A 17514-nucleotide genomic window follows, 5' to 3' on the forward strand; every position below is an offset into this window, starting at 1 on the left:
GCTCAACTTTCGACGCAATCAGCAGGATTGCGCTTCGCGGCGCGCACCAAAACAAGGCAATTTGCGCCAATCTGGTTCACAACGCAGTGCCGAATTGCGCGCCGGTGTATTGACGCGCGAATTAGGGCATCCGCGCGCCGGAGGCCGGCGTCCACTCCTGCAGGCTGAGCTTCTCCACCGCCATGTCCACGAAGGCGGTGACGGCCAGCGGGCGCTGCTGGCGGCTGGGGTAGACCACGCTCATGCCGCGACCCGCGCGCATGTACTGAGGCAGCACCGGCACGAGGCGGCCGGCGGCGACTTCGGCCGCGGTCAGGATCGCGGGCAGCGCGACGATGCCCAGCCCGGCGCAAGCCGCCTCGCGCAGCGCCACGTGGACGTTGCTGCTGAAGCGCCCGCGCACCCGCACGTCTTCTTCCGCGCCATCAGGCCCCTGCAGGCGCCAGACGGCGCTGCTGCCGGTTTCCGGCGGCTGGGTCACGCATTCGTGCTCGGCCAGCTCGCGCAGATCGCCCGGCGTGCCGTTGGCCGCCAGATAAGAGGGGCTTGCGAGAAGGCCGCCGTAGCTGGTGAAGATTCTGCGCGCCACGTAGCTCGAATCTCCCAGCGCGCCGATGTGGAAGGCGACATCGATGCGGTCGGCGATGAGGTCCGCCGGCAGGTCGCTGAGCACGAAGTCGAGTTGCACCAGCGGATACGCGGCCATGAAGGCCGACACCCAGCCCATGTCGAAGTATTCGAAGAAGTTGGCAGAGGCTGCTACCCGTATCGCGCCGCTGGGCTCCTTGTTGCCTGCGACATGCGACTGCCCTGCCTCGATCAGTTCTTCCACCGCAGGTCCGCAGCGCTCGTGGAAGGTCTGGCCCGCGCTCGTCAGCGTGAGCTTGCGGGTGGAGCGCTGCATCAGGCGGGTGCCCAGCCGCGTCTCGAGCTGCTGGATGCGCCGGCTCACTGTGGCCGAGGGCACGCGCAGGTGCCGCGCGGCCTCCGCGAAGCTGCCCAGGCGCGCCACCTGGACAAACATGGCGACTTCGTTCAGATCGAGCACGGGGAATCTTTCCTTGAATGACTGCTGCTATGCGGTGGCGACCCTATCAATTCCGCAATTGCTATCGATTGATCATAAAAATGCAATCAATCCAACCCAAATACGAATGCGCACCGCCGAATCAAATGAAAAGCAGCCAGCCAATACTGAGCAGTAGCTGACTTATTGCAATTGACAGAAATCTCACAAACAAATTCGCTGCCCGAACGGCCATTGCGGCAATACTTGTTAACTCAGTTGGTTATAGGTAGCAACCAACAATTAATCTAATCCATTACCCACCAGCAAGGTCGGTTGAATCGACTCTCTCCTCTCTGCCTTGACTTCCGGTCCGACTCCCATGCAAGCTTTTCCCGATGCGAATGCGTTGCGCTCGCCGCGCACCCTGGACGACCTGCTCCTGTACCGACTCTCCCGGGCCACGCGACCGGGCAGCGGCATGGCAACCCGCCTCGTCGAAGGCGGCTTCGGCATCACGCACCGCGAGTGGGGAATGATCGGCATGCTCGCGCAGATCGGCGAGATCACCTCCTCGGCATTCGCTGAGCGCCTGCAGCTCGACCGCGTGCGAACTTCGCGCGGCCTGCGCAGCCTCGCCGAGAAGAAGCTGGTGGAGCGCAGGCGCGATGCCGAGGACGGACGCGAGGTGCACGTGAGCCTGAGCGCCGCCGGCCGCCAGCTGTGCGAGGCGGTGTTCCCGAGAATCGCCCGCCTCAACATGGACCTGCTCGAGGCCATCGACGCGGAGCACCTTGACATCTTCCTCAAGTGCCTGCGCCGGCTCGAGCTGCGTGGCAGGGAGCTGAGCGCGATGGGCGTGGTGCCGGAGAAAGCCGACCGCCGCTCGGGCGGCACGCGCCACAAGTGGCCGGAGTGCAGCGCCTGACAACGCTTCTTCAACAAAGACTGTCGGAAATTTGACAGTTCCTGTGCCTACCGGTGCCTACCATCCGGCACCACATGAATACCGCCCTTCAGGACAACAGCAACGGCTACCGCATCTCGCGCCCCCGGCGCGCCCTGCTGACCGGCGGCGCGCTGCTGGCCGGCGCTGCAGCCACAGGCGCCGGCTACGTTCTCACCCACTCCGACCAACCCATCGCCATGGACGACTTCTCCGACCTGCCCCGCGCCATGCGCACCCTCGAACGCTTGCGCACCGCACCGCTGCGCACCCGCTCGGGCTGGGACCTGGCGCAGGTGCTGCACCACAACGCACAGAGCGTCGAATACTCGCTCGACGGCTTCCCCCAGCTCAAGCCCGCGTGGTTCCGCGGCTCGCTGGGCAGCATGGCATTCGCGGTGTTCTCGGCGCGCGGCCGAATGAGCCACGGGCTCGAAGAGCCCATTCCCGGCGCACCGGCGATCGCGTCAGGCCAGCCGCTCGATGCCGCGGTGGAGCACCTGATGAGCGCGCTGGGCCGCTTCGAACGCAACGGCAACGCGCTCGCGCCGCACTTCGCCTACGGCGCGCTGAGCAAGTCGGAGTACACCCGGGCGCATCTCATGCACCTGGCGAATCACTGGGAGCTGGTGGACGCCGGCTGACGCGCGCTTCGAGGGCTTCGCGCCCGATGCGGGTTCGCGTTCCGGCGACGTCCTGCTCGTCGGCCTCGTCGCGGCGGCGGGGGTGGCGACTGGCTCGACAGTGCACGGTCATGCATGCACCGGCAGGTATTCTTCGGCCATCGAAGAACCGAAGGAGACGGCGGACATGTACACGGAACAAGGCGGCGAAGGCGCGGACCTGCTTCTCTTGCTGCACGGAATGGGCGCGACGGGCGCCGTGTGGTCGCCCCTGTGCGCCGATGCCGGCACCCGCTGGAAAGGCCGCTGGCTCGCACTCGACCTGCCCGGCCATGGCGGCTCCGGCACGCAGGACTCCTACGCCATCGGCCAGCACGCGGCGAGCGTCGCGCGCGCCGTGCTGCCGCATCTGCAGCCAGAAGGGCGCCTCGTGGTGCTCGGGCATTCGCTGGGCGGCGTGATCGGCCTCGCGCTCGCCACGGGCTGGTTCGGCCTCCTGCCGCATCGCGTCTTCGCGGCCGGCATCAAGATCGCTTGGAGCGACGAGGAAGTGCGCCGCATGGACTCGCTGGCGCTGCAGCCCGCGAAGCTGTTCGCCACCGAAGAGGAAGCGCGCGAGCGTTACCTGAAGGTGTCGGGCCTCGCCGCGGTTGCCGGTGCGCCGGCATCGGTGTCAGCGCGAGGCATCGCGCACGGCGACGGCGGCTGGCGCCTTGCGATGGACCCGCGCGCCAACGCGGTGGGCAAGCCGCCGCTATCGGAGCTGATGGCGCTCGCGCGCTGCCCCGTTCATCTCGCGCGCGGAGGCAACGATGCGATGGTGACGCTGGAGCAGACCCGCTCGCTCGACGCCGAAGCGCGCGACCTCGGGCCGCATGGGCACAACGTGATGGTCGAGGCGCCCGCGCAGGTCTGGGACTGGATGGCTTCCTTCAGCTGACGCGCAGCTCTTCGATCCTGCGGATCGGTATGGCCACTTCGGCCACTTCGGCGGCACGCGCCCTCAGCTGGCCGCACCCGCCGTCGATGTCCTGCCCCGCCGACTGCCGCAGCTTCGTCAGGATGCCGCGCTCGTGCAGCGTGCGGGCAATCTGCTTGCAGCGCTCCCATGAGGGGCGGTTGAACTCCACGCCATCCACCGCGTTGAACGGAATCATGTTCAGCACGCCCCACTTGCCCGTGAGCAGCCGGACGATGCCGTCGATCTCGTCCCGCCCATCGTTGACGCCTTCCAGCAGCGTCCACTGGTACTGGATGGGGTAGCCGGTGGCCCGCGCGTAGCGTTCGCCCGCGGCGACCAGTTCTTCCGGCGTCATGTTGGGCGCGCGCGGAAGCAGCTTCCTGCGCAGCCCGGCCTTGGTGGTGTGCAGAGAGAGCGCCAGCGCGGGCCTGACGCGCTCCCCGGCCAGTCTCTCGAACACGCGCGGATCGCCCACGGTGGAGAACACGAGGTTCTTGTGGCCGACATTGCCCACGGTGCCGAGCAGCTCGATGGCTTCCAGCACGTTGTCCATGTTGTGCGCGGGCTCGCCCATGCCCATGAACACCACCTTGCGCACCGGCCTGCGCATGCGCGCGAGCGCGACCTGGGCAATGATCTCGGCGCTTCCCACCTGCCGCAGCAGGCCGTCGCGGCCCGTCATGCAGAACTGGCAGCCGACGGCGCAGCCAACCTGCGACGACACGCAGAGGCCGTCGCGCGGCAGCAGCACGCTTTCGACGGTCTGGCCGTCGGCGAGCGCGACCAGCAGCCGCTCGGAACCATCGGCGCCCGGATGCGCCGCGACCACGCGCGCCAGCCCCGCAAGCTCGGCTTCGATGGCTGGCAAGGCCTCCATCAACGGCGCGGGAAAGAAGCTCGCGGGCAGGCGCCTGCCGCTGTTCCTGGGCAGGGCGTGGGACCACAGCCGCAGGATGCGCTGCTCATGGCTGGGACCGGCTCCGGCTTTTCGCAGCCGCTCTTTCAGTTCGTGGATTCGCATGCGCCCTCTGGGGCTGGAAGCTTCTCGTGCCTGCCGGCTGCACTTTTCGGAGCAGCGCCGAACGCACGGGAGGATGGTCGACAAGCCCCGGATTGTGCACGGCGCCGGCCGCCTCAGCCCTGCGACTGCAGCCTCATGGCCCGGCGGCGGCTGCTGGCGATCATGGCCGAGCCCGCAAGGCACAGCACCGCGAGCAGGGCCAGCGCGGCGCTGGTGCCGCGAGTGAAGATGGCCACGTCGAGGCCGGAAAGCCCCGCGCCTGCGTTGCCTAGAACGATGCGCTGCGAGCCTGGCGAAAGCCGCGCGAGCGCCACGCTGAGCGCCAGCGCGGTGCCCACCATGATTCCGGTGTTCTGCAGTGTCGAGCGCACCGCGTTGGCGATGCCCCTGCGCTGCGGCGTCACTGTCTGCAGGATCGACGCGTTGTTCGGCGTCACGAAGCTGCCGATGCCGAGGCCCAGCCCCCAGAAGCACAGCGACAGCGGCACCGCGCCGATCTCCGGCCGCAGCAGCGTGGCCAGCATCGCCAGCGCGCCTGCCGCGAGCAGCATGCCGCCCACGCAGACCGACTCGGGACTGAAGCGCCGGATCAGCATGCCCGCCACGGGTGCGGCCATCAGCATGCCGAATGCGACCGGGGCCACGCGCAGGCCCGCCTGCGAGGGCTCCAGCCCTGCGCAGGCCTGCAGATACAGCGCCACCAGCACCAGCGGCGCTGCCTGCGCCATCGACAGCAGCAGGATGCCTGCGTAGGCGGTGCGGCGCACCGGGTCACCGAACAGCGAGGGATCGACCAGTGGGCTCGATGCGCGCACCTGGACCCTGTAGAAGAGCGCGATGGCGCCAAGCCCCGCGAACATGAACGCCCACACCGGCGTGCTCGTCCAGCCGCGCATGCCCGCCATCGAGAGCGCGTAGGTCACGCATCCGATGCCGACGAAGGAAAGCGCTGCGCCCGCAAGGTCGAAGCGCTCCGACCGCGCGGCTGCGCCCGCTGGCAGCACCTTCCACGACAGGGCCAGCACGCACAGCCCCAGCGGCACGTTGAGGATGAAGAGCACACGCCAGCCCCACCACGACACGACGAAGCCGCCGGCCAGCGGGCCCACGACCTGCGCCAGCGCCGCGACCATGGCGAGCACGCCGAGCGCCAGCCCCATCCTGCGGCGGCCGAAGGCGTCTCCAACCAGCGCGCTGGCATTGGCCATGACGCCGGCCGCGCCCACCGCCTGGCAGATGCGTGCCGCCAGCATCAGCCCGGCGTCGGGCGCGAAGGCGCATGCCGCGCAGGCGGCCACGAAGAGGCACAGCCCCGCGAGGAAGAGCCTGCGCCGCCCCCACAGGTCTGCCAGCCGCCCGAAGCTGAGGATGCAGACGGTGCTGACCAGCATGTACGACAGCAGGATCCAGCTCGCCTGCGTGGGCGAGGCATGCAGGCTGCGCGCCACTGCCGGCAGCGCGACGTTGAGCGCGCTGAGGTTGAGAAAGCACAGCAACGCCCCGGCGCTGGCGGCTGCGAGCACCGCCCAGCCAGCCCTGTCGTCCGCACCCTCGCTGCCCACACTGCCGGTAGTCACTTGCGTTCAGTCTTCGCTCTTGAAGCCCGAGGCCTCGACGATGGGGCGCCAGTACGCGCGGTCCGAGGCCATGATCCGCTTCACTTCCGCGCCGGGCAGCCCCGTGGGCTCGAGGCCCATGCGGTCGACCTGCCCGCGCACCTGCGGGCTGCGCATCGCGGAGAGAAAGGCCGACTCCAGCTTCGCGACCACGTCCTTCGGCGTGCCCGCTGGCACGAACGCGGCGTACGCGGCATTGGCGCGGTCGAAGGCGTCGTAGCCCGACTCCTTGATCGTCGGAACATCGGGCAGCCAGCTCAGCCGTTTCGTGCCCGCCACGCCCAGGATGCGCAGCTTGCCCGCGCGATGCAGTTCGAGCTGGCTGGCCAGCGCGTCGGCGCCCAGCGGCACGTGGTCGCCGACGATGTCGGTGGCCAGCGGCGCGCCGCCCCGGTAGGTGACGGGCGTGAGCGGCACGCCGATGGCCTTCGACAACTGAAGCAGGCTGAAGTGCAGGCCGCCGCCGAGGTTGGTGAGGCCCACGCTGCCGCCGGAAGGATTCTTGCGGACCCACGCGACGTATTCCGCGAGCGTTTTGAACGGCTGGTTCGCGCCCGCGGAGATCACGCTGGGCACGTTCGCCAGGTGCGCGAGGGGAACGAAGTCCTTGTCGACGTCGTAGTTCAGCCGCGCGTAGGTCATCGGAAAGAGCACGAAGGGCGGCGTAGCCCCGAGCAGGATGGTTCGGCCGTCGGGCTTCGCCGCCTTCACCGCCTCGATGGAGATGCGGGTGGAAGCGCCGGGGCGGTTCTCCACCAGCACGGGCTCCTTCAGCGTAGTGCGCAGGTCCTCGGCCAGCGAACGCGCGAGGCTGTCGAGCGCGCCGCCCGGCGGAAAGCCGATGATCAGCCGGATGGGCGTGGCGCTGTCGGCATGCGCGGCCGCGCCGGCCAGGGCGATCGAGGCGCCCAGCAGAAGTGTCTTGAGGAACGAGGCCATGGTGGGAGTACCTGCGGAGTTGGGAACGGGTGGAGGGCCGGCTCAGAAGGCCAGCACGGGCAATGCGTTCGCCGGCCTGTGCGCGGCCTCGAAGCCGGCCGCGGCCTGCAGCAGCTGCTGGTCTTCGCGGAAGCGGCCGACCAGCTGCATGCCGATGGGCAGGCCGTCGCGTCCGGCGCCGCAGGGCAGGCTGATGGCGGGATGGCCCGTGAGGTTGAAAGGCATCGTCCACGGGAACCAGTTCGGCCTCAGGTCGGCATAGGACTGGCCGTCGATCTCGATGCTTCCGAACAGGTCCTGGTCGATAGGCAGCGCCGTGCGCGAAAGGGTCGGCGTGAAGATGAAGTCGTGCGTCTCCAGCTGGGCCTGCACCCGGCGAAAGAGCGCGGTCCTGGCGAACATGGCCTGCTGGAAGGCAACGCCGTCGACATGCTGCGCCAGCGCGAGCTGCTGCAGCAGCGAGGGGCTGAGCTTCTCGCCGTGCGCCTCGGCCAGCGGAGCGAAGCGGCCACGCCAGCTGGTGTGGTTGATCACGCGCCACACCGGCTCGACGTCATAGCCCTCGTCGGGCATCTCCTCCAGTTGCGCCCCCATCGAGCGCAGCGTGGCGAGCGCGGCCTCGAAGGCGGCGGCGACGTCGGCGGAGATCGGGCGCCCTTCCAGCGTCGCACGGTACAGGACGCGCTTTCCGCGCAGGTCGGAGGCGGGCCGCAGCGCGTCGAAGTAAGGCTGCGCGGGCACGCCCAGCGACCACGGGTCGCAGCCGTGCGCGCCGGTCATGGCCTGCAGCATGAGCGCGGTGTCGGCCACGTCGCGCGTGGTGGGCGTCACGTAGGTGTAGTTGCCGAAGGCGTCCTGCACCTGGCTGTGCGGCACCACGCCCAGGCTCTGCTTCAGGCCCACAACGCCGTTGCAGGCGGCGGGAATGCGGGTGGAGCCGCCGCCGTCGGTGGCGATGGCCAGGGGCGCGACGCCAGCCGCCATGGAGGCGGCCGCGCCTCCGCTGGAGCCGCCGCTGGTGCGCCTGGCGTCCCATGCGTTGCGGGTGCTGCCGAAGAGAGGCGCATCGGTCATGCACTTGGCACCGAACTCGGACGAGGTGGTCTTGCCGATCAGGATGCCGCCGGCCTGGCGAATGCGCGCCACGGCGAGCGCGTCCTGCGCGGGAACATGGTCGCGGTGCAGCACCGAGCCGTAGGTGGTCCTGACGTCCGCGGTGTCGACGATGTCCTTCGCCGTGAAGGGCAGGCCGTGCAGCAGGCCCTGCGCCTCGCCCTTCATCAGGGCCGCCTCCGCCTTCCTGGCCTCTTCCATGGCCTGCTCGTGGCAGAGGGTGACGAAGCAGTTCAGCAGCGGCTGCACCGCATCGGCGCGGCGCAGCACCTCGGCGACGATCTCCACCGGCGAGAGCTTGCGTTGCGCGACGAGGGAGCGCAGCGTCACGGCGGACATTTCGCAGATCTCGGACTTCGGAAGACGGGGATACTTTTGCATGCGCAAATGATTGATGCGCCCCCAAAGCCAGTCCAATACTGTTTTCTCGAAAAGGCATATGACCAGCGTATGGCAGCACCAGACTTCAGAACGCTCCGCTACTTCGTGGCCGTTGCCGAGGAACGCAGCGTGGGCAAGGCCGCACGGCGGCTCAACATGGCACAGCCACCGCTGTCGGTGCACATCCGAAACCTGGAAGCCTCGGTGGGAACGCCGCTGTTCCAGCGCACGGCGCGCGGCATGGAGATCACCGATGCCGGCAATGCGCTCTTCAGGCGCGCGAAGGAAGCCCTGCTGCTGGCCAACGAGGGCTTCGACGCCGCGCGGGCCATAGGCTCGGGCAGCAGGGGCCGGCTCACTGTCGGAACCATGGTGGTGCTCTCTTACTTGGTGCTGCCCCGCCTGGAGAATGCGCTGCGCGCGAAGCTGCCCGACGTGGAGATCCAGTATGTGGAGCTCAACGCGGTGAACAACATCTCGGCCGTCACCGATTCCGACGTGTCGGTGGCGATCTGCATTCCGCCCATCGCGCATGCCGGCATCTCGGTCGAGCGCATCGGCACCCAGCCGCTGATGCTGGCGGTGCGCGCGGATTCGCCGCTGGCGCGCATGGCCAGCGTTCCGCTGCAGCGGCTCGAGGGCGTGCCGCTCATCGGGCTGCCAGTGCCCGAGGGCGATCTCGACAAGTCGGTGGTGGCCTCGATGCTGCGGCGGCACGGCGTCGGCATGCCCGTCGCGCAGCGGGTCGAGACCATGGTGTCGGCGCTGGCGCTGGTGCTCGCGGGCAAGGGCGTGGCCATCCTGCCCGCATGCGCGCGGATCGGCCGGCCGCCGGGCGTGGTGTTCAGGCCGCTGCGCAACGTCGACGCGAAGATGGAGATCGCCGCCTGCTGGCGCAGCGACTGGGACAGCCCGCTGATCCAGCCCTTCCTGGCGTGCGCGCGGGCCTCCGTGCGACAGGCGGCCTAGCTAGGGCCTGTTCACACTATTTCCGGGGTCGCGTTGGTGCTCCAAGGGGCTGGCTGCAAGGCGCCCGTGCGCAGCAAGGCTGAAGCCTTGCAAGCGCGGGCAACGCCGCAGACGGCCCCTTGGAGCACCAACCCTGGCTGCCCTTCGCGACCCCGGAAATAGTGTGAACAGGCCCTAGAACAGGCTGCCCTGCCCCGCCGCGCCCGGCGGGCGGAACGCGGAAATCTCGAGCGGAATGCGCTCGCGGTTGTAGCCCAGGCGGTTCGCGGCCTTCTGGAAGCGCTGGTGGATCAGGTCGGCCCACAGGCCCGAGCCCTTCATGCGCGTGGCGAAGTCGGCGTCGTAGTCCTTGCCGCCGCGCATTTCGTGGATGCGCGCCATGATGCGGTCGGCGCGCTGCGGGTAGTGCAGCGCCAGCCATTCCTTGAAGAGTGGCGCCACTTCCCACGGCAGCCGCACCACCGTGTAGAAGGCGCTGCGCGCGCCGGCCTCCCATGCGGCTTCGAGCACCTGTTCCATGTCTTCGGTCACGAAGGGGATCTGCGGCGCCACGCTCACGCCCACCGGCACGCCGGCCTCGGTGAGCGTGCGGATGGTGCGCAGCCGCCGGTGCGGCGCCGCGGCGCGGGGCTCCAGCTTGCGGGCGAGGTCGCCGTCGAGCGTGGTCACGGTGATGTAGACGGCCGCCAGGTGGTCGGCGGCCATGGGCGCGATCAGGTCGAGGTCGCGCTCGACGGCGCTCGACTTGGTGACCAGCGCGAACGGGTGCCGCGCCTCGCCCAGCAGCTCGATCACCGAGCGCGTCAGCCGCAGTTCGCGCTCGATGGGCTGGTAGCAGTCGGTGGCGGTGCCGATGGCGATGTAGCTGGGCCGGTAGCTCTTGCGCCCTAGCTCGGTGCGCAGCACCTCGGCGATGTTGCGCTTGGCGATCAGCTTGGTCTCGAAGTCGAGGCCGGGCGACAGGTTGAGGTAGCTGTGCGTGGGCCGCGCGAAGCAGTAGATGCAGCCGTGTTCGCAGCCCCGGTAGGGGTTGAGCGAGCGGTCGAAGTAGATGTCGGGCGAGTCGTTCTCGTTGAGGGCCGACTTCACGTCCTCGAAGCGCACCTCGGTGGCCAGGGGCGTCTCGGCCTCGGCCGCGCCTTCTTCCAGCGTGCCCCAGCCGTCGTCGAAGGCGTCGCGCTCGTCCTTGGAGAAACGGTGTGCGATGTGCGTGGCCGCGCCGCGGCCCTTGATGGCGTGGATGGGAATGAAGGCGGCTGGCATGGTCGGCGACTCCTTGGCAACTCGATTTACTGTTTATTCATACAGTATTCCACCGATTCACCGTCATTGCCGATTTTTTAATTTCTTTCTTGACAGAAATTTCGAGAATCCTAAACTCGGCGCCATGGAACTCACCGACATCCAACGCAAGTTCGTCCTGCACTGGGGCGAAATGGGCTCGCTGTGGGGCGTCAACCGCACCGTCTCGCAGATCCACGCCCTGCTCTTCGCCTACGGCAAGCCCATGAACGCCGAGGAGTTGTGCGACACGCTCGGCGTGGCCCGCTCCAACATCAGCAACAGCCTGAAGGAACTGCAGGCCTGGAACCTGGTCCGCATCACCCACACGCTGGGCGACCGGCGCGACTACTTCGAGACCAGCGTCGACGTGTGGGAGCTGTTCCGCACCGTGGTGCGCGAGCGCAAGGAGCGCGAGTTCGACCCCACGGTGCGCGTGCTGCGCGAGCTGGTGTCCAGCCCCGACTTTCAGAAGGAGCCCGCCGACGCGCAGGACCGCATCCGCTCCACGATGGAGCTCATGGAGAAACTGGCCACCTGGGCCGACGAGATGCTGCGGCTGTCGCCCGGCACGCTCGACAAGGTGATGACGCTGGGTGCCAGCGTGCAGAAGTTCGTTCGCGGCGATTCGTCGCAAGGCGGCAAGGGCGACAAGGGCGAAGACCCGGACGCGCACCACGCCAGCCTGCCCATGATTTGAGTCTCTTTTTTTGCCCAACAATTTCTGTTTTGACAGAAATATCGATAACAAAGAACGCCATGAGCCATACCGTGACACCCACCTATCCGCTCACGATCTATTTCGATGCAAGCTGCGCGATCTGCTCCGCCGAAATGGGCGCCCTCAAGGCACGCGACGCTGCCGGCCGGCTTCAACTGGTCGACTGCTCGCCCATCGGCTTCACCGGCGGCCCGGCACCGCGCGAGGCGCTGATGGCGGCCATCCACGTCTCCAGCGCCGACGGCAAGGTGCACGTCGGCGTGCCGGCCATCCGCATCTGCCGCGCGGCGGTGGGCCTGTCCAGCGGCGGCCTGCTGCTCGACCTGCCGCTGGTCGCGCCGCTGGCCGATCGCGCCTATGCGCTTCTGGCACGCAACCGCTACCGCATTCCGCGCTGGCTGGCCGCCAGGCTGGCGGGACGCGTCGCCCCTTCATGCGATGACGGCAACTGCCGCATCTGAAGAAGAAACAACCACACGGGGAACCCACCATGCCCACCGTCTTCCAGCCCGACTTCCGCATGCCGCGCGGAACTGTCGAGCACACCGGCGCCCCCATCACCGCCGAGGACACGCAGGACTACTTCACCGAGGTCGCGACCGACTACAGCGCCTGGAGCCCCAGCTACAACATGCACTTCGGCTTCTGGCGCGCGGGGCTGAACCCGCTGCGGCGCGAGGGCATGCTGGTCGAGATGAACCGCGTGGTCGGCCGTGCGCTGCGCCTCGACGATGCACCCCGCCGCTGCGTGATCGACATGGGCTGCGGCGCCGGCGCCACCGCGCGCACGCTGGTTGGCGACCACGCATCGCTCTATGCCATCACCGTGACCAACGTAGCCGTGCAGAACCGCATCGCCGCGAAGCTCGACGCCGCCGCGGGCGTGGCGGACCGCATGGCGCACATCGATGCCGACTACACCCGCACCGGCCTGCCCGCCGCGCAGGCCGATGGCGCGTGGGCTGTAGAAAGCGCCTGCTATGCCGGCGGCACCGACAAGGCCGACTTCATCCGCGAGGCCGCGCGGCTGCTCAAGCCCGGTGCGCGCCTCGCGGTGGTCGACGGCTTCCTGCTGCGCCGCAACCCCGGCCGGCTCGCAAGCTGGCTGCACCGCCTGTGGGCCGACAGCTGGGCCGTGCCCACGCTGGCCGTGCGCGAAGACTTCGTCGCCGCATTGCACGAGAACGGCTTCGAAGACGTCGAAGTGAAGTCGCTGCGCTGGCGCGTCGCGCCCAGCGCGCTGCACATCCCCGTTCTGGCCACCCGCTTCACGCTGGCCGAACTCTGGAAGGCGCGCGGCAGGCTGAGCCCGTGGCGGCGCAAGCACATCGTGGCCAGCTACTGCGCGCTGGCGCTGGGCATGTTCTGGCGCGACTTCGACTACTGCATGGTCACCGCCACGCGCCGCGCCGACTGAGCACGACACGAATACGGACAGAAAGAGGAGAAGAGGCTTTTCATGCAAAACGTCCCCGAAGAAAGCAGGCTCGCCGAGCTGGCCCCCGTCGAACCGCAGGAAGCACAGCCCAAGCCCGTTCGCGGCATGCCCTTCGGCTGGTTCTGGCCGATGGCCATCGGCGCCGCGGTCGCGCTGGTGCTGCGCCTGTTCTTCAGCAGCGCGCCCGGCAAGCCCTACTCGGCCATGCTGGCTTCGTTCGTCTACTTCGTGCCCGCGGTGTGCGGCGCGGTCACGGTGTACATGGCCGAGCGCATCGAGCGCCGCAGCTGGGGCTACTACATCTGGGCGCCGTGGGTGGCGACCTCGCTCTTCGTCGGTGGCACGCTGCTGGTGTTCATCGAGGGGCTGATCTGCGCGATCGTCATCGTGCCGCTGTTCGCCACCATGGGCAGCGTCGGCGGGCTGGCGATGGGCATCGTGTGCCGCGTCACCAACTGGCCGAAGCAGGCCGTTTACAGCTTCGCGATGCTGCCGCTGGTGCTCGGCGCCATCGAGCCCCAGTTGCCCAACCCCGACCAGTTCTCCAGCACCTCGCGCACGCTCTTCATCGCCGCGCCGGCCGAACGCGTTTGGCACGAGCTCAACGCCGCGAGCGACATCCGCCCCGCCGAGGTCGGCGACGCATGGGCCTACCGCATCGGCGTGCCGATGCCGGTGTCGGGCGTGACGGTCGACACGCCCGAGGGCCGCGTGCGCCAGGTGCAGTGGCAGAAGAACGTGCACTTCGAGGAGGTCATCACTGAGTGGGAGCCCAACCGCCTGCTGAAGTGGCGCTTCCGCTTCTCGCCCGACTCCTTCCCGGCCGGCGCGCTCGACGACCACGTGATGATCGGCGGCCAGTACTTCGACCTGCGCGACGCCACCTACACGCTGACGCCGCGCGACGGCGGCACCGAGCTGCGCGTGGCGGTGTCGTGGCGGCTGAGCACCAGCTTCAACTGGTATGCCGACCGCGTCATGCACCTGCTGCTGAACGACGCCTCGGAGAACATCCTGCGCTTCTACAAGGCGCGCAGCGAGGCCACGGCAACTGCTGCCTCAGCCGGATGACAACGATGCAGCCGGTCTTCCAGCGGGCACTCGGCCCCACATGGGACCGACTAGGCGAGGTCATCCGCCGCCACTACACGATGAGGCCATTCTCCGACGACCATGTCTGCGTGCGCGGCACCATGGACGAGGTCTGGCACGCGCCGTGGGCCGCGCTGCTGATGCCCTTCGGTGGGCTGTTCGGCGCGCTGGTGCCGCACCAGGGCAAGGAGGTGCCCATCGAGGTGCACTACCGCTGCCGCCCCGACAACGCCACGCTCCACTGGGACCGCGTCTTCCACTTTCCCGGCAGGCCGCCCTTCCACTTCCGCTCGCACATGGAGCACGACGCGGCCCGGGGCAGCGAGGTGACCGAGTACGTGCGCTTCGGCATCGGCATGCGCCTCGCGGTGAGCGCGGAAGAAGGCGCGGTGGTGTTCCGCGACCTGGGCTACGTCTGGCGCGTCGCGGGGCTGCGCATTCCGCTGCCGCTCGGCCTGTTCATGGGTACGGCCTATGTGGAGGAACGGCCCGATCCGGCCGACGCCGACCGCTTCACCATGAAGATGCTGCTGCGCCACCGCTGGTTCGGCGACGTGTTCCGCTACAGCGGGCGCTTCCACCTCGGCCCGCGAACAGGATCACAATGAGCGCACCATGCCTCGCCGCCCAGAAAACCTCTACGCCCAGTACCACGCCCACGTCTATTTCGGCCCCGACACGCTCGCGCAGGCCAAGGCCCTCTGCGAACGCGCGAGCCGTGAGCTGATGGTGGTGGTCGGCCGCGTGCACGAGCGGCTGGTGGGCCCGCATCCGCACTGGAGCTGCCAGCTCGCCTTCGACGCCGCCGAGTTCGACCAGGTCATCGGCTGGCTCGAAGCCAACCGCGACGGGCTCGACGTGTTCGTGCACGGCGTGACGGGCGACGACCTCGCCGACCACACGACGCACGCCATGTGGCTGGGCGAGGAAAGCGAGCTCGACCTGCGGATGTTCCGCCGCTAGACCTCTTCCCGGGCGTCTTCCTCGACGCCCGCCCCGTGCACCTTGAAGAAGGTGGCGCCCTCCACCTTCTGCCCGATGGCCTTCTCGTAGGCCGTGCGCACCTCGTCGGGCTGCCCTGCCTGGCCGAAGAAGTCCCTCAGGTACGGCCCCAGCAGCGGATGCGCCGCCAGCTCCCTGCGCGGCAGGCCGTTGATCATCTCGTCACGGCACGCCGAGGGCAGGAACACGTCGCGGTTCTTCTCCGGATCACGGATCAGCCCCTTGGGCTCGTGGGCCGGGTCGGCCTGCATCGCCTCCAGCTCCTCGAAGAAGCGGCGCCGCATCATCACGATGCCTTTGTCGCTCTGGCCCAGCTTCTCGCGCGTGCGGTCGGTGATGGCGCCCTGCCCCACCCACACCACGAAGTCCTGGTTGGCGACGTGGCTGGTGATCCAGCGGCCCGTCGCCGGGTCCTTGATGGGCCCGTACCAGGAGGGAATGCGCTCCTGCACATAAGGCTCCTGCTCGTTCGGCACGCGGCTCAGCACCCACAACACGCTCAGCGTGTTGTGGTCGTCGATGGGCACGCGCCATTCGAAGTGGTGGCCCAGGAAGAAGCCGTTGGGCCACAGCGTGACGCGGCCGGTGGTCCACATCACGTTGTCCTCGCGCTCGCCGCCGCGCAGGCGCTTGTAGACGAAGCCGTGCTCGAACTCCTCGAAGGCCAGCTTCAGGTGCGTGGGCACGTACGGCCCCTCGTCGCCCTGCAGGCGCGTGGTCCAGTTGTTGTGGGTCCACTCGAAGTGCACCGGGTCGATGGAGTTCTCCTGGCACTGGAACCAGTTGCACGGAATCTCGGCGAACACCGCCTGCGCGAAGCCGTTCGCGCAGTTGAAGAGTTCCCAGTCGGGCAGCAGCGGCGCGGGCTGCGGGCCCATGTAGGCCCAGAGCAGCCCGGCCTTCTCCTGCACCGGGTAGGCCTTGATCTTCGTGTTCCTGCGCATGCGCGCGCCGGGGTCCAGCGTTTCCTCGAAGGGTTGGTGCACGCACTGGCCGCTCTGGTCGTACTGCCAGCCGTGGTAGCTGCAGCGCAGGCCGCATTGCTCGACGTAGCCGTAGGACATGTCGGCGTTGCGGTGCGGGCAGCGGCGATCGACCAGGCCGTAGTTGCCGCTCAGGTCCTTGTAGAGCACCAGATCCTCGCCGAGGATGCGTAGCGGCTTCACCGCCTTGCCGTCGAACTCGCTGGCGCCCGCGATCGGATGCCAGTAGCGGCGCAGGTAATCGCCCATCGGCTTGCCAGGGCCTACTTCGGTCAGCAGGCGGTTCTTCTCTTCGCTCAACATCGAATGGTCTCCTTGTCGCTTGTCTTCAATCGGCGCGGATGCCGAACTCGCGCACCAGCCTGCCGAAGCGCTGGTCGTCGTCCGATATCTGCTTGGCCAGCACGGCCGGCGCTCCGCCCACGGGTTCGATGCCTAGCGCGGCCATCCTTGCCTGCACGTCGGGCATCTTCAGGATCTCGTTGAAGTGTTTGTTGAGCGCCTGCACCACGTCGTCGGGCATCGCCTTCGGGCCGAGCAGGCCCATCCAAGCGCTCACATCCACGTCCTTGAAGCCCAGCTCGATGAAGGTGGGCACCTCGGGCATCAGCTTCGTGCGCTGGCGTTCCGCGACGGCGAGCGGAAGCAGCTTGCCGGTCGCGATGTGGCCCGCCACCGCGCCGGGTGTGATCCAGCCCACGCTGACGTGGCCGCCCAGCGTGTCGTTCACCACCGGCGCCACGCCGCGATACGGCGCGTGCGTGGCCGAGATGCCCGCGTCCTTGTTGAGCAATTCGCCCGCGATGTGCATCGGCGAGCCCGCGCCCGGCGTGCCGTAGGTGACGGTCTTGCCAGCCTTCGCCCCGGCCACGAGCTGCGCGACGCTCTGGATGCCGCTCGCGGGCGAGGTCACCAGCAGCAGCGGGATGTTGCCGGTCTTCACGATGGGGGTGAAGTCCTTCACCACGTCGTGCGCCACGCCGGGGCCGGCCTTCAGCACATGCTGCGCGATGGGAAAGGTGCTGGGCGTGAAGAGCAGCGTGTAGCCATCGGCGGGCGCCTTCGCGACCCATACGTTGCCGATCATGCCGCTCGCGCCGGGCCGGTTGTCGACCAGCACCGGCTGCCCGGTGCGCTGCGAGAGCTTCTCGGCATAGGTGCGCGCGATGGCGTCGGTGTCGCCGCCCGCCGGGTAGGCCACGACGATGGTGATGGGCTTGGAGGGCCATGCCTGCGCCACGGCCGCGGTGACGGCACATAGCGAAAGAACGGCTGCAGCAGCGGCACGGGCCGCGTTTCGGTGGTGAAACAACATGCTCTTTTCCTTCTCGGAGGGACGACGTTGGGGTCGAACGCACTGTAGGAACGAGGCTGCGCGGCCAGAAGATATAGTTTCACTGAGTGAACCTTTTTTCTGGAGAC

Annotated in this window: 18 protein-coding genes; 10 read left to right on the plus strand and 8 right to left on the minus strand. The window is 68.4% G+C overall.

All coding sequences use genetic code 11. The features are described from left to right. Nucleotides 1-121 precede the first annotated feature (121 nt). Nucleotides 122-1048: a LysR substrate-binding domain-containing protein gene (locus tag ABL844_RS21940; protein ID WP_418128887.1), complete on the minus strand. Its 927-nt coding sequence runs from the start codon at nucleotides 1046-1048 to the stop codon at nucleotides 122-124. A gap of 340 nt (nucleotides 1049-1388) precedes the next feature. Between ABL844_RS21940 and ABL844_RS21945 the strand changes: the two genes are divergently transcribed. From ABL844_RS21945 to ABL844_RS21955, 3 genes are all read left to right on the plus strand, one after another. Continuing rightward, complete coding sequence (locus ABL844_RS21945; protein ID WP_418128889.1) at nucleotides 1389-1934, plus strand: MarR family winged helix-turn-helix transcriptional regulator; 546 nt, start codon at nucleotides 1389-1391, stop codon at nucleotides 1932-1934. 74 nt (nucleotides 1935-2008) lie between these two features. Continuing rightward, complete coding sequence (locus tag ABL844_RS21950) at nucleotides 2009-2596, plus strand: DUF1569 domain-containing protein (RefSeq protein WP_418128891.1); 588 nt, start codon at nucleotides 2009-2011, stop codon at nucleotides 2594-2596. A 166-nt stretch (nucleotides 2597-2762) separates the two neighbouring features. Then, entirely contained in the window at nucleotides 2763-3515 is a 753-nt protein-coding gene (locus ABL844_RS21955) for an alpha/beta fold hydrolase (RefSeq protein WP_418128892.1), read from the plus strand. Here ABL844_RS21955 and ABL844_RS21960 read toward each other — a convergent pair. From ABL844_RS21960 to ABL844_RS21975, 4 genes are all read right to left on the minus strand, one after another. Beyond that, the gene (locus ABL844_RS21960; protein WP_418128893.1) at nucleotides 3508-4557 is read right to left on the minus strand and encodes an RNA methyltransferase; all 1050 of its coding nucleotides are present in this window, start codon (nucleotides 4555-4557) and stop codon (nucleotides 3508-3510) included. The two genes, ABL844_RS21955 and ABL844_RS21960, sit on opposite strands and share 8 nt — an antisense overlap. Nucleotides 4558-4670: 113 nt before the next feature. After that, a complete protein-coding gene (locus ABL844_RS21965) occupies nucleotides 4671-6134 on the minus strand; it encodes an MFS transporter (RefSeq protein ID WP_418128894.1) in 1464 nt (487 codons plus the stop codon). 6 nt (nucleotides 6135-6140) lie between these two features. Further along, nucleotides 6141-7112, minus strand: a complete 972-nt coding sequence (locus ABL844_RS21970; RefSeq protein ID WP_126024843.1) for a tripartite tricarboxylate transporter substrate-binding protein — start codon at nucleotides 7110-7112, stop codon at nucleotides 6141-6143. Nucleotides 7113-7154: 42 nt separating this feature from the next. Continuing rightward, nucleotides 7155-8564 carry an amidase gene (locus tag ABL844_RS21975; protein WP_418128895.1) on the minus strand — a complete coding sequence of 470 codons (1410 nt, stop codon included), beginning with the start codon at nucleotides 8562-8564 and terminating at the stop codon, nucleotides 7155-7157. Nucleotides 8565-8675: 111 nt separating this feature from the next. Between ABL844_RS21975 and ABL844_RS21980 the strand changes: the two genes are divergently transcribed. Next, on the plus strand, nucleotides 8676-9575 hold the full coding sequence (locus tag ABL844_RS21980) for a LysR family transcriptional regulator (protein WP_418128897.1): 900 nt from the start codon (nucleotides 8676-8678) through the stop codon (nucleotides 9573-9575). Nucleotides 9576-9749: 174 nt separating this feature from the next. Here the strand turns inward: ABL844_RS21980 and ABL844_RS21985 are convergent, their stop codons facing one another. Then, nucleotides 9750-10838: a PA0069 family radical SAM protein gene (locus ABL844_RS21985; RefSeq protein ID WP_418128898.1), complete on the minus strand. Its 1089-nt coding sequence runs from the start codon at nucleotides 10836-10838 to the stop codon at nucleotides 9750-9752. A gap of 124 nt (nucleotides 10839-10962) precedes the next feature. On the opposite strand from ABL844_RS21985, the gene ABL844_RS21990 reads away from it, so the two are divergent. From ABL844_RS21990 to ABL844_RS22015, 6 genes are all read left to right on the plus strand, one after another. Further along, nucleotides 10963-11556 carry a GbsR/MarR family transcriptional regulator gene (locus tag ABL844_RS21990; protein ID WP_369661506.1) on the plus strand — a complete coding sequence of 198 codons (594 nt, stop codon included), beginning with the start codon at nucleotides 10963-10965 and terminating at the stop codon, nucleotides 11554-11556. Nucleotides 11557-11615: 59 nt separating this feature from the next. Continuing rightward, complete coding sequence (locus ABL844_RS21995; protein ID WP_126024838.1) at nucleotides 11616-12038, plus strand: thiol-disulfide oxidoreductase DCC family protein; 423 nt, start codon at nucleotides 11616-11618, stop codon at nucleotides 12036-12038. Between the two features lie 29 nt (nucleotides 12039-12067). Next, complete coding sequence (locus tag ABL844_RS22000; protein WP_418128899.1) at nucleotides 12068-12994, plus strand: SAM-dependent methyltransferase; 927 nt, start codon at nucleotides 12068-12070, stop codon at nucleotides 12992-12994. 42 nt (nucleotides 12995-13036) lie between these two features. Continuing rightward, nucleotides 13037-14086, plus strand: a complete 1050-nt coding sequence (locus ABL844_RS22005) for an SRPBCC family protein (protein ID WP_418128900.1) — start codon at nucleotides 13037-13039, stop codon at nucleotides 14084-14086. An 80-nt stretch (nucleotides 14087-14166) separates the two neighbouring features. Beyond that, nucleotides 14167-14715: a DUF4166 domain-containing protein gene (locus tag ABL844_RS22010; RefSeq protein ID WP_418128902.1), complete on the plus strand. Its 549-nt coding sequence runs from the start codon at nucleotides 14167-14169 to the stop codon at nucleotides 14713-14715. Between the two features lie 7 nt (nucleotides 14716-14722). Continuing rightward, nucleotides 14723-15070: a DOPA 4,5-dioxygenase family protein gene (locus tag ABL844_RS22015; RefSeq protein WP_418128904.1), complete on the plus strand. Its 348-nt coding sequence runs from the start codon at nucleotides 14723-14725 to the stop codon at nucleotides 15068-15070. Here the strand turns inward: ABL844_RS22015 and ABL844_RS22020 are convergent. Both ABL844_RS22020 and ABL844_RS22025 read right to left on the minus strand, forming a co-directional pair. Then, nucleotides 15067-16395 (minus strand): Rieske 2Fe-2S domain-containing protein, encoded by a 1329-nt coding sequence (locus tag ABL844_RS22020; protein ID WP_418128905.1) that lies wholly within the window; start codon nucleotides 16393-16395, stop codon nucleotides 15067-15069. The two genes, ABL844_RS22015 and ABL844_RS22020, sit on opposite strands and share 4 nt — an antisense overlap. Nucleotides 16396-16420: 25 nt before the next feature. Next, a complete protein-coding gene (locus ABL844_RS22025; RefSeq protein ID WP_418128907.1) occupies nucleotides 16421-17407 on the minus strand; it encodes a Bug family tripartite tricarboxylate transporter substrate binding protein in 987 nt (328 codons plus the stop codon). Nucleotides 17408-17514 lie beyond the last annotated feature (107 nt).

It is taken from the genome of Variovorax sp. 278MFTsu5.1, assembly GCF_048305045.1.
GTDB classification, from domain to species: Bacteria; Pseudomonadota; Gammaproteobacteria; order Burkholderiales; family Burkholderiaceae_C; genus Variovorax; species Variovorax guangxiensis.